We start from the raw sequence: 11,476 nt of genomic DNA on the forward strand, positions 1-11,476 counted from the left end.
ATAGGAATATGAGTCTTCGACACGCCCTGCTCGGGCTGCTCTCCGAGGGGCCCGCGAGCGGATACGACCTGCTGAAGATGTTCGACATCTCGCTGTCCAACGTGTGGCCGGCCACGCAGAGCCAGCTCTACTCGGAGCTGGGCAAGCTGGCGGAGGCGGGCCTGGTGGACGTGTCGGCGGAGGGCCCGCGCGGCCGCAAGGAGTACGCGATCACCGAGGAGGGCCTGGCCGAGCTGCGCCACTGGATCACCGACGTCGAGCCGACCAGGGTCCTGCGCAGCGACATGCTGCTCCGCGTGTTCTTCCTGGCCCAGGTCTCGCCCGAGCAGGCCCGCGCGTACCTCCGTGCCACCAACGAGCACGTACGCAAGCACGTGGAGCACCTGGAGGGCATCCGCGAGTTCCTGGAGAACCGCGAGGACAACCTCTCGGCGTACGGCCGGATCAGCCTCGAGTACGGCCTGCGCCTGGGCCGGGCCCAGCGGGAGTGGGCCGAATGGGCCGAAGGACAGATCCGTTAGGCTCTGCCGCATGGTCTCCGAACTGTTCGATCCCAAGGCGTGGCAGGCGGTCGAGGGATTCGACTTCACCGACATCACCTACCACCGGGCAGTCGACCAGGGCACGGTGCGGATCGCGTTCAACCGCCCCGAGGTGCGCAACGCGTTCCGCCCGCAGACCGTGGACGAGCTCTACCGCGCGCTCGACCACGCCAGGCAGACCACCGACGTCGGCTGCGTGCTGCTCACCGGCAACGGCCCCTCGCCCAAGGACGGCGGGTGGGCCTTCTGCTCCGGCGGCGACCAGCGCATCAGGGGCAAGGACGGCTACCAGTACGCCGACGGCTCGGCCTCCACCGGGCGGCTGCACATCCTGGAGGTGCAGCGGCTCATCCGGTTCATGCCCAAGATCGTGATCTGCGTGGTGCCCGGCTGGGCCGCGGGCGGCGGCCACAGCCTGCACGTCGTGGCCGATCTCACCCTGGCCAGCGCCGAGCACGCCCGCTTCAAGCAGACCGACGCCGACGTGGCCAGCTTCGACGGCGGCTTCGGCTCGGCCTATCTCGCACGGCAGGTCGGGCAGAAGTTCGCCCGCGAGATCTTCTTCCTCGGCGACACCTACACCGCGGCCGACGCGCACCGCATGGGCATGGTCAACGCCGTAGTCCCGCACGACGAGCTGGAGCGCACGGCCCTGGAGTGGGCGCGCAAGATCAACGGCAAGTCGCCGACGGCGCAGCGCATGCTCAAGTTCGCCTTCAACGCGATCGACGACGGGCTGGTCGGGCAGCAGGTGTTCGCGGGCGAGGCGACGCGGCTGGCCTACATGACGGAGGAGGCGGCCGAGGGCCGCGACTCGTTCCTGGAGAAGCGCGAGCCCGACTGGTCGCCGTTCCCCTGGCACTACTGAGCCGGCGTAATGCGGATCAAGGTGCCGGCGGCGTTGACCGCGTCTCACGTGAAACATGACGGGGAGGCCGGTCGCGTCTGGTCCGCGGGGCTGCCCGCGCTGGCCGAGCGTTACCTGGAGGAGTGGGAGCTGCGGCTCGACGGGGAGCCCAGGCACGGGGTGGTGTCGCTCGTGCTGCCCGTCGTACGCGAGGACGGCACGAAGGCGGCGCTCAAGCTCCAGCCCGTCACCGACGAGAACGCCACCGAGGCCCCCGGCCTGCGCACCTGGGCCGGTGACGGGTCGGTGCGGCTGCTCGACTCCGACCCCGGGACCGGCACCCTGCTGCTCGAACGGCTGGAGGCCGACCGGTCCCTGTCCGGCCTGCCGGACGACATGAAGGCCCTGGGCATCCTCGCGGACCTGCTGGCCCGCCTGGTGTCCTACCCGGCGCCCGAGGGGATGCGCCGCCTGGCCGACATCGCGCGGGCCATGCTGGACGACGTAGAGGGAGCCGTGGCGAAGCTGCCGCGCGAGAGCGACCGCCACTGGATGCGCTACTGCGCGGGCGCCGTTGGCGAGCTCGTCTCCGAGCCGGGCGACCGGCTGCTGCACTGGGACCTGCACTACGACAACGTGCTGGCCGCCGGCCGGGAGCCGTGGCTGAGCATCGACCCCAAGCCGCTGGCGGGCGACCCGGGGTTCGACCTGCTGCCCGCCCTGCACAACCGCTGGGACGACGTCGTCGCGAGCGGCGACGTGCGGCGGGCCGTGCTGCGCCGGTTCGACCTCATGGTGGACCGGCTCGGCCTCGACCCCCGGCGCTCGGCCGGCTGGACGCTCGGCCGGGTGCTGCAGAACGCTCTGTGGGACGTCGACAGCGGCCAGACCGAGCTCAACGAGATCGGCCTCGCCGTCGCCGAGGCCATGCGTCAGCGGATCTGAAGGACGATCTTGCCCCGGCCGTGGCCGGTCTCGATCTCCCGGTGCGCCTCCGCCGCGTCCTCCAGCCGGTACGTCCTCCGCACCGGGAACGTGAAGGCGCCCTCGGCGTGCAGGCGGGCGTAGCGCCCGAGCCGCTCGGCGGAGCGCTGCCCCTGGACCAGCCGCACGCCCAGCTCGGCCGCCTTGCCGTGCTCGACCAGCGTGACGATCCGGCTCCGGTCCTTGACCAGCTCGATCGAGACCTCCAGCGCGTGGCCGCCGGCCCCGTCCAGCGCGGCGTCCACACCGTTCGGGGCGAGCGCGCGTACCCGGTCGGCGAGCCCTTCGCCGTAGACCACCGGGACGGCCCCGAGCTCGCGCAGGTAGTCGTGGTTGGCCTCGCGGGCCGTGCCGATCACGGTGGCCCCGCGCCGCCGGGCGATCTGGACCGCCGCCGTGCCCACGGACCCGGCCGCGCCGTGCACGAGCAGCGTCTCGCCCTCCGCGAGGCCGATCCCGTCGATCGCCAGCTCGGCGGTCTGCACGCCCGAGGTCAGCCCGCCGGCGACCTCCCACGGCACCTCCGCGGGCTTGGGCGCCACGTTCGCGCCCGGCACCACGACGTACTCGGCGTACGCGTGCAGCACCGAGAACCCGAGCACCTCGTCCCCTGCGGACACCCCGCTCACCTCGTCGCCCACCTGGTCCACCACGCCCGCGAACTCGTTGCCCGGAATGCGGGGGAAGGGGGTCTCGGCGATGTACGCCGGCAGCCACCCGGCTCGTACGGCCGTGTCGAACGGCTGCACGCCGGCCGCGTGGACCCGCACCCGCACCTCGCCGGGACCCGCCTGCGGCGCGGGCAGCTCCATCACCTTCAGGACCTCCGGGCCGCCAGGCTCGGCGAAGGCCGCGGCTCTCATCACCTCAGTCATGAGCCCAAGCGTGCAACCTCAACCTAAGTGGAGGTCAAGTCGGAGAAACTTGCCAGACTGTTCGGGAACTTTCCGCTTTAGTCACGCTTTATCTGTATATAGTCCGTCAGGACATCAACGGGGGATGGGCACACGAGGCGGGATGACCGAGTTCTTAGACACCGCACTGAGCTTTCCGACAGTCATTTTCACTTTCCTTCTCGTCGTGGTCATCGGTTATTGGCTGACCGTGATCACCGGGCTGTTCGAACTGGAAGATGACGCCACCTGGCTGGGCCTCGGGGGAGTCCCGGCCGGAATCGTGCTTTCGCTGTTGATTGCCCTGGCCTGGTTGCTCTGCCTGACAGGCAGCGTGGTGGCGAGTGGCGGCCTGCTCATCGCCGTCCCCTTCGCCGCACTGGGCGGGGCCTGGCTGGCCGTCCGCGGCCTGCTGGGCCCGCTGCGCAGGCTGTTCCCCGCCGGGGACCGGCATTCGCGGGGCGACTTCGTCGGCCAGATGTGCGTGATCCGCACCGGTGCGGCCACCCCCGACTTCGGCCAGGCCGAGGTCACCGCCGCCGATGGCTCGTCCGCGGTCGTGCAGGTACGCACGACCGGCAAGGACCGGCTCGCCCGCGGCGACAACGCACTCATCTTCGAATACGACAAAGACGGCGAATTCTTCTGGGTCATGCCCTACGAAAGTGAGCACTGATGGACGTCATCTCAACCGGATTCGGCATATTCCTCGCCGTCATCCTGGTCATCGTGATTGGCCTGGTCGCCGTCATCGGCCGCCTTTTCCGCAAGGTGGAGCAGGGCAAGGCGCTGATCGTCTCCAAGGTCAACAAAGTGGACGTGACGTTCACGGGCGCCGTGGTCTTACCGGTCGTCCACAAGGCCGAGATCATGGACATCTCGGTCAAGACCATCGAGATCGAGCGGACCGGCCGCGAGGGGCTGATCTGCCAGGACAACATCAGGGCCGACATCAAGATCACGTTCTTCGTCCGCGTCAACAAGACCGCCGAGGACGTCATCAAGGTCGCCCAGGCCATCGGCACCGTACGCGCCAGTGACGAGTCCACGCTGCAGGAGCTGTTCAGCGCGAAGTTCTCCGAGGCGCTCAAGACGGCCGGCAAGCAGCTCGACTTCGTCGACCTCTACACCAAGCGCGACGAGTTCAGGGACGAGATCGTCCGGCTCATCGGCACCGACCTCAACGGCTACAGCCTTGAGGACGCCGCCATCGACTACCTCGAGCAGACCTCGCTGATGCAGCTCGACAAGAGCAACATCCTCGACGCGCAGGGCATCCGCAAGATCACCGAGCTGACGGCGATCGAGCACGTGCGAACGAACGAGTTCCAGCGCAACGAGGAGAAGGAGATCACCCGCCAGAACGTGGACGCCCGCGAGGCCATCCTCGAACTTCAGCGCCGCCAGACCGACGCCGAGCTGAAGCAGAAGCGCGAGATCGAGACCGTCAAGGCCCGCGAGGAGGCGGAGATCGCCCGCGTGCAGGCCGAGGAGCGGCTGCGTGCCCAGGCCGCGCACCTCAAGACCGACGAGCAGCTCGGCGTCCAGAACGAGAACCGCGCCCGCGAGATCGCCGTCGCCGAGAAGAACCGCGAGCGCGTGATCGCCATCGAGTCCGAGCGGATCGAGAAGGACCGCGTGCTGGAGGTCATCGCCCGCGAGCGGGAGACCGAGCTGTCGCGCATCGCCAAGGACAAAGAGGTCGAGACCGAGAAGCGGACCATCGCCGAGGTCATCCGCGAGCGCATCGCGGTCGACAAGACCGTGGCCGAGCAGGAGGAGAGCATCAAGCGGCTGCGCGTGGTCGAGGAGGCCGAGCGCACCCGTCAGGTCGTGATCATCGCCGCCGAGGCCGAGGCCCAGGAGAACCTGGTCAAGGACATCAAGGCGGCCGAGGCCGCGGAGGCCGCGTCCAAGTTCAAGGCGCGCGAGGAGCTGGTGCTCGCCGAGGCCAGGCAGCAGTCCGCCGAGCTGGAGACCCGGGCCAAGATCCGGCTGGCCGAGGGCATCCAGGCCGAGTCGGCCGCGGCCGGGCTGGCGCAGGTGCAGGTCAAGGAGCGCGACGCCGAGGCCATCGAGAAGGTGGGCCGCGCCGAGGCGCTGGTGCTGAAGGAGCGGCTGGCCGCCGAGGCCGACGGCGCCAGGTCCATGGCGCTGGTCGAAGGCGACCGGCTCAAGGCGCAGGCCGAGGGCGAGCAGGCCATGGCGCTGGCCGGGGCCGCCGCGGTGGGCGAGAAGCTCAAGGCCGAGGCCGAGGGTCTCACGCAGAAGGCGGCCGCGATGGCGGCGCTGGACGAGGCCAGCAGGGCGCACGAGGAGTACCGCCTGCGCCTGGAGGCCGACAAGGAGATCAGGCTCAAGCACATCGACGTGTCGCGGCATGTGGCGGAGTCGCAGGCGAGCGTGCTGGCCGCCGGTCTCGCCAAGGCGAACATCGACATCGTCGGCGGCGACACGATGTTCTTCGACAAGGTGGTCGGGTCCATCACCGCGGGCAAGGTGGTCGACGGCTTCGTGGGCCACTCCGAGGTCGCGGGCGCGCTGGTCAAGCCGTACGTGAACGGCTCGGCCAGCCTGGCGGCCGACCTGGCGGATGTGATCGGCGGCGTGCGTACCGAGGACATCAAGAACCTGACCGTCTCCGCCCTCCTCATGCGGCTCATCCAGGACGGCGGCCCGCAGTCGACGGCGCTCGGCGAGCTGCTGGAGACGGCCCGCAGGCTGGGCGTGGCCGACTCCCCGGTGGCGGCTCTTCGGTGAACGACCTGGAGGCAGGGACCTACGAGGTCCTCAGGAATCGGCTCCAGGCCCAGGCCAAGGCCCTGACGACGGCGGCCGAGGCGCTCAACGGGGCGCGGCTGAAGGTGTTCGGCGGCGCGGAGCTGCGCCTGCTGGGCACCGAGCGGATCCGCACGGAGAACAACTGCGTCCCCAGGGACATCGTCTCCCTGGGCGACGTGATGCTCTTCGGCTACAACGTCTTCATCGGCCTCAAGCCGGAGACGGCGGTGGCGGACGTGTTCGCGGTGCACCGGTTCTCCCGGGACGGCGACGCGTTCAGGTTCGACGCCGACAAGCTGGAGACGCTGGACGACCAGGCGTTCAAGAAGGACTTCTCCGAGCTGTACCGGTACTACAAGGAGACCAGGCTGCAGCAGCTCCGGCGGGTCGAGGGCAAGCTGCTGGCGGTGTTCCAGACGGGTCCGGCGGACCTGCGGGTGCTGCGGTGGACGGTTGACAACGGCGGAGTCCCGAAATATCTGGACAACCGGGGGGAGCGTGACCACGCCTTCCCCCCGTCCCACGACTTCGAGTGGACGCCGACCACACGCGACGACCACGTGCTCGGGCGGCACCCGCACATCTCGATCGGCGGCGAGGTGTTCGTCGAGACGGTCGGCGGCGACCTGACCATCAAGATCGAGAACAACACGGAGTCCGGCGCCGGAATCTACTCCGAGCCGGTCGCCGAACAGCTGCAGAGCCTGGCGGACGCCGACGTCGAGTACGCCAGGGTGGGCCCGCTCATCCTGATGCGCATCAGGCCGTACAAGGAGACCGATCGGCGCCACCTGGTCTTCAACACCCGCACCAAGGCCGTGATCAGGCTCGACGGCATCGGCCAGGCGTGCCAGCGCCTGCCCGAGGACCAGGGGCTGATCTTCCCCGGCGGCTACTACCTGACGACCGGGGTCAGCAAGACGTTCGACACGGACGTGACGGACCTGGAGTTCGAGCGGGTGGTCCGCTCGCCCAACGGCGAGGACGTCCTGTACGTCTTCCACGCCAGGGGCGACGGGCGGTCGCTGCTGCTGCCGTACAACGTGATCAGGAAGGAGGTCGCCAACCCCATCGTGTGCCACGGGTACTCGCTGTTCGACGACGGCACGATGGTGGTCTTCCGCGCGACCTCCGACGAGCCGACCCGGGTGCACCCGATGCAGGTCTGGCAGACGCCGTACGTCTCCGACACCTACGCCGCCGCCCAGCCCGCCGGGACGGGGCCGCTGGAGCGCATCGGCAACGCGGAGCTGGTGCGCGGCATCTCCGACTGCCTGTCCGTCTCGCGGATGGTCGAGGAGATGGCGGCTTCTGCGGGGACGTTCGAGGGGCTGATCGCGGCCTGCACGCGGACGTTCGACTCCTACCACTGGCTGGCGGAGCACGGCCTGAGCGGGCCGCTCGCCGACGTGCGGGCCACCGCCGAGCAGGTGCTGGACGAGTACGAGAACGTCGAGCTGCTCACCCGCCAGGCCGCCGACGCGCTCGCCGCCGCCGCCGAGGAGACCACCCATCTCGTACGCGAGGCGCGGGCCGACAGTCCGGCCACCGCGGACGCCTGGGTCGACCTGCTGGCCACGCTGCGCCGGGCCCAGGGGCGCCTGGTGACGTTGCGCGAGACGCGCTACATCGACCTGGCCGGCCTGGACGCGCTGTCCTCCTCCGTGACGGAGGAGCTCGCGTCCGTCGGCCGGCGGGCGGTCGGCTTCCTGCAGGGCACGGACGCGTTCACCGCCTACCACGCGGCCGTCGAGGAGCTCGCCACCGCCGCGGCGGCGATCGGCACCGTGGCGGAGGCCGCCCCCGTGGCGGACCGGCTGGCCGCGCAGGCGGAGGGGCTGGAGGTGGTGACGGAGGTCGTCGGCTCGCTGGACATCGCCGACGCCACCGTACGCACCTCCATCCTCGGCCGGATCGCCGAGGTCCTCGGCGGGGTGAACCGGGCCCGCGCCATCCTGGACGGGCGCCGGCGCGAGCTGCTGGGGGCGGAGGGGCGGGCCGCGTTCGCCGCCGAGTTCGCCCTGCTCGGCCAGGCCATCACGGGCGCGCTGGCCATGGCGGACACCCCGGCCAAGTGCGACGAACAGCTCGGCCGGCTGATGCTCCAGCTGGAGACCCTGGAGTCGCGCTTCGGGGAGTTCGACGACTTCGCGGCGCAGTTGTCGGCCAAGCGGGAGGACGTCTACGAGGCGTTCTCTGCCCGCAAGCAGACCCAGCTCGACGACCTCGCCCGGCGCGCCGACCGCGTCTTCGCCTCCGCGGAGCGCATCCTGGGCAGCATCACGCGCCGCCTCGGCTCCCTCGCCTCCCTGGACGAGGTCAACACGTACTTCGCCACCGACCCGATGGTGGCCAAGGTCCGCTCGGCCGCCACCGAGCTTCGCGCGCTCGGGGACGCCGTACGGGCGGAGGAGCTGGACGGGCGCGTCAAGTCCACCCAGCAGGAGGCTGGACGGGCCCTTCGCGACCGCCTCGACCTCTTCTCCGACGGCGGGGAGACGCTCCGGCTCGGCCACCACCGCTTCGCCGTCAACACCCAGCCCATCGACCTGACGCTGGTGCCGCACGACAACTCCGTGTACTTCGCGATCACCGGGACCGACTACCGCTCGCCGGTGCCCGCCTCCTTCGCCGACACCCGGCCCTTCTGGGACCAGCTCCTGGTGTCGGAGACGCCCGAGGTGTACCGAGGCGAGCACCTGGCCGCCTCGCTCCTGGACGCCCTCTCCCCCGGGGCCGCTCTTGAGGACGTGGTACGGCAGGCGGTGGAGTCGCGCTACGACGAGGGGTACGAGCGCGGGGTCCACGACCACGACGCCACGGCCATCCTGGACGTGCTGGTCCGGCTGCGGTCGGGGGCCGGGCTGCTGCGGTACCCGGCGGAGGTGCGGGCGGCGGCGCAGCTGTTCTGGGCCTTCGGGGTGGACGAGGTTTCACGTAAAACATTCACCACGCGGGCCGTGTCGCTCGCCCGCGCCCGCGCCGTCTTCGGTCCCACCGCCGCCCTGGACTCGCTGGCCGCCGAGCTGGGGACGTCGGTCACCCACTTCATGACGAGTCTCCGCACGAGCATAGGAACGGGGGTCGAGCTTCTCGCGGGTGAGTACCTCGTCGAGGAGCTCGGGAGCAGCCCGTTCGGGTTCGTGACCAGCAAGGCGGCGCGCGACCTCCTCGACGGGTTCAGGACGACCCTGGGCCCCGCCAAGGTGCGTGAGTTCGAGGAGGAGCTCAAGAGCGTGCCGCTCCCCGAACGCCTGCAACTCGCCCACGCCTGGATGGCCGCCTACCACCAGGGCCCCGAGGTGGCGGAGGCCCTCGCGGTGCAGCTGTGCGACGTCCCCCGCCACGACTCCAGCGCCGCCACCCAGGAAACCGTGGACGGCCTCCTGGGCTCCCATCCCCGCATCAAGGACCGCAAGCTCGGCCTCCGGCTGGACGAGATCCTCACCAGGACCCGCCACTTCCGGCAGGAGCGGGTCCCGGCGTACCGGGCGTACCAGCGGCGCAGGAGCGAACTGGTCGAGGCCGAGCGCCGGCGGCTGCGCCTGGACGAGTACAAGCCCAAGGTCATGAGCGCCTTCGTCCGCAACCGCCTCCTCGACGAGGTCTACCTGCCGCTGATCGGCGACAACCTGGCCAAGCAGCTCGGCGCGGCGGGCGCGGGCAAGCGGACGGATCAGATGGGCCTTCTCCTGCTCATCTCACCGCCCGGCTACGGCAAGACGACCCTGATGGAGTACGTGGCCAGCCGCCTGGGCCTGGTGTTCGTCAAGGTGAACGGCCCGGCCCTGGGCCACGAGGTGACCTCGCTGGACCCGGCGGACGCGCCCGACGCGACGGCCAGGCAGGAGGTGGAGAAGATCTCGTTCGCGTTGGAGACGGGCAACAACACGCTGCTCTACCTCGACGACATCCAGCACACCTCGCCGGAGCTGCTGCAGAAGTTCATCTCGCTCTGTGACGCCCAGCGCCGCATCGAGGGTGTCTGGAACGGCCGCACCCGCACGTACGACCTGCGCGGGAAGCGGTTCGCGGTGTGCATGGCGGGCAACCCGTACACCGAGTCCGGCCGGCGGTTCCGCATCCCCGACATGCTGGCCAACCGGGCCGACGTCTGGAACCTGGGCGACGTCCTGTCGGGCAAGGACGACCTGTTCGCGCTGAGCTACGTGGACAACGCGCTGACCTCCAACCCGGTGCTCGCGCCGCTCTCCGGCCGCGACCGCGCGGACGTCGAGCTCCTCGTACGGCTCGCCAAGGGCGACACGACCGTCCAGCCCGACCAGCTCCGCCACCCGTACAGCAAGCCGGAGCTCGACCAGATCCTCAGCGTGCTGGCCAAGCTGGTGCGCGTCCAGGAGATCGTGCTTGCCAACAACCAGGCCTACATCGCCTCGGCCGCCCAGTCCGACGCCGCCCGCACCGAGCCCCCGTACCGGCTGCAGGGCTCGTACCGCAACATGAACAAGCTGGCGGAGCGCATCGTCCCCGCCATGAACGACGCCGAGCTGGAAGCGGTGATCGACGACCACTACCTCGGGGAGGCCCAGACCCTGACCACGGACGCGGAGGCGAACCTGCTCAAGCTGGCCGAACTGCGCGGCCGCCTCACCCCGGCCCAGACCGAACGCTGGGCGGAGATCAAGACCGCCTACCTCAAGGCCAAGGCCCTGGGCGGCGCCGAGGACGACCCGATGACCCGGGCCGTCGGTGCCCTCGGCCTCCTGGCCGACCGCGTGAGCGAGGTCGGCACCGCCATCCGCCAATCCGACCGCTGACCACCACTTCCACCCCGGGCCTGGCTCCCACGGACCCGCCCGTCGGGCCTCTCCCCTCGGCCCCCGCCCGGCGCGCCTCGCCCTCGACTCACCTCACCTGCGGCGCGCCGCGTCGCCGGGGTGCCGTGCGGCGGGGCGCCTCCTACGTCGTCAGGTCGCGGGTGGCCGCGCGTTGGAGGGTGGTGGCGCGGGTGAGGTAGTCGAGGATCAGCTCCAGCTCCTCATCCGTGTACCGCTCGTACAGCTCCCCCAACGCCGCCACGAACGGCTCGAAGAGCTCGCTGAACCCGGCCAGCTGCTCATAGTTGATCTCCACGATCACCCGCCGCCGGTCCCGCGTGTCGCGCACCCGCCGCACCAGCCACTTCGACTCCAGCCGGTCGATCAGCCCGCTGACGGTCGCCGGGGCCAGCCCCGCGTGCTGGGCGAGCTCCCCCGCCGTCAGCGGCCCCATGCGCTGCAGCAGGTCGAGGGTCTTCTCCTCGGTCATGCCGAGGCCCAGCCGCTCGCCCATCGCGGTGTGGAACATCACCGCGGCGTTGCTGCTCTCCCGCCCCGCAGCGGAGAGCGCCCCCAGCAAATTCGTTCGATGATCCGAAATATCTCTGGACACAGGTAAAGCCTCCGCATATATTTCGTTCGACCGAACGA

The 11,476-nt window shown here is 70.3% G+C and carries 8 protein-coding genes; 6 read left to right on the forward strand and 2 right to left on the reverse strand.

The genetic code is table 11. The features are described from left to right. Positions 1-8 precede the first annotated feature (8 nt). The 3 genes from ABZS69_RS05350 to ABZS69_RS05360 are packed head-to-tail and all read left to right on the forward strand — an operon-like array spanning position 9 to position 2,334. The gene (locus ABZS69_RS05350) at positions 9-521 is read left to right on the forward strand and encodes a PadR family transcriptional regulator (protein ID WP_355366810.1); all 513 of its coding nucleotides are present in this window, start codon (positions 9-11) and stop codon (positions 519-521) included. A 10-nt stretch (positions 522-531) separates the two neighbouring features. Beyond that, positions 532-1,410, forward strand: a complete 879-nt coding sequence (locus tag ABZS69_RS05355; RefSeq protein ID WP_355366813.1) for a 1,4-dihydroxy-2-naphthoyl-CoA synthase — start codon at positions 532-534, stop codon at positions 1,408-1,410. 48 nt (positions 1,411-1,458) lie between these two features. Continuing rightward, positions 1,459-2,334, forward strand: coding sequence for an aminoglycoside phosphotransferase family protein (locus tag ABZS69_RS05360; RefSeq protein ID WP_355366816.1), 876 nt, complete (start codon positions 1,459-1,461; stop codon positions 2,332-2,334). On the opposite strand, the gene ABZS69_RS05365 is transcribed toward ABZS69_RS05360, so the two are convergent. Further along, positions 2,322-3,236, reverse strand: coding sequence for an NADP-dependent oxidoreductase (locus ABZS69_RS05365; RefSeq protein ID WP_355366938.1), 915 nt, complete (start codon positions 3,234-3,236; stop codon positions 2,322-2,324). The genes ABZS69_RS05360 and ABZS69_RS05365 overlap by 13 nt on opposite strands. Before the next feature lie 154 nt (positions 3,237-3,390). On the opposite strand from ABZS69_RS05365, the gene ABZS69_RS05370 reads away from it, so the two are divergent. From ABZS69_RS05370 to ABZS69_RS05380, 3 genes are read left to right on the forward strand one after another with little or no spacing between them, the layout of a single operon-like run. Beyond that, positions 3,391-3,942 (forward strand): hypothetical protein, encoded by a 552-nt coding sequence (locus tag ABZS69_RS05370; protein WP_355366819.1) that lies wholly within the window; start codon positions 3,391-3,393, stop codon positions 3,940-3,942. Beyond that, entirely contained in the window at positions 3,942-6,026 is a 2,085-nt protein-coding gene (locus ABZS69_RS05375) for a flotillin family protein (RefSeq protein ID WP_355366822.1), read from the forward strand. The genes ABZS69_RS05370 and ABZS69_RS05375 overlap by 1 nt, the downstream gene beginning before the upstream one ends. Then, the gene (locus tag ABZS69_RS05380; RefSeq protein ID WP_355366825.1) at positions 6,023-10,825 is read left to right on the forward strand and encodes a DNA repair ATPase; all 4,803 of its coding nucleotides are present in this window, start codon (positions 6,023-6,025) and stop codon (positions 10,823-10,825) included. Before ABZS69_RS05375 ends, ABZS69_RS05380 begins: the two co-directional genes overlap by 4 nt. Positions 10,826-10,967: 142 nt before the next feature. Here the strand turns inward: ABZS69_RS05380 and ABZS69_RS05385 are convergent, their stop codons facing one another. Then, positions 10,968-11,405: a MarR family transcriptional regulator gene (locus tag ABZS69_RS05385; protein WP_355366828.1), complete on the reverse strand. Its 438-nt coding sequence runs from the start codon at positions 11,403-11,405 to the stop codon at positions 10,968-10,970. Between the last annotated feature and the right edge of the window lie 71 nt (positions 11,406-11,476).

This window comes from Nonomuraea sp. NPDC005650, from assembly GCF_040605375.1.
Classification (GTDB): domain Bacteria; phylum Actinomycetota; class Actinomycetes; order Streptosporangiales; family Streptosporangiaceae; genus Nonomuraea.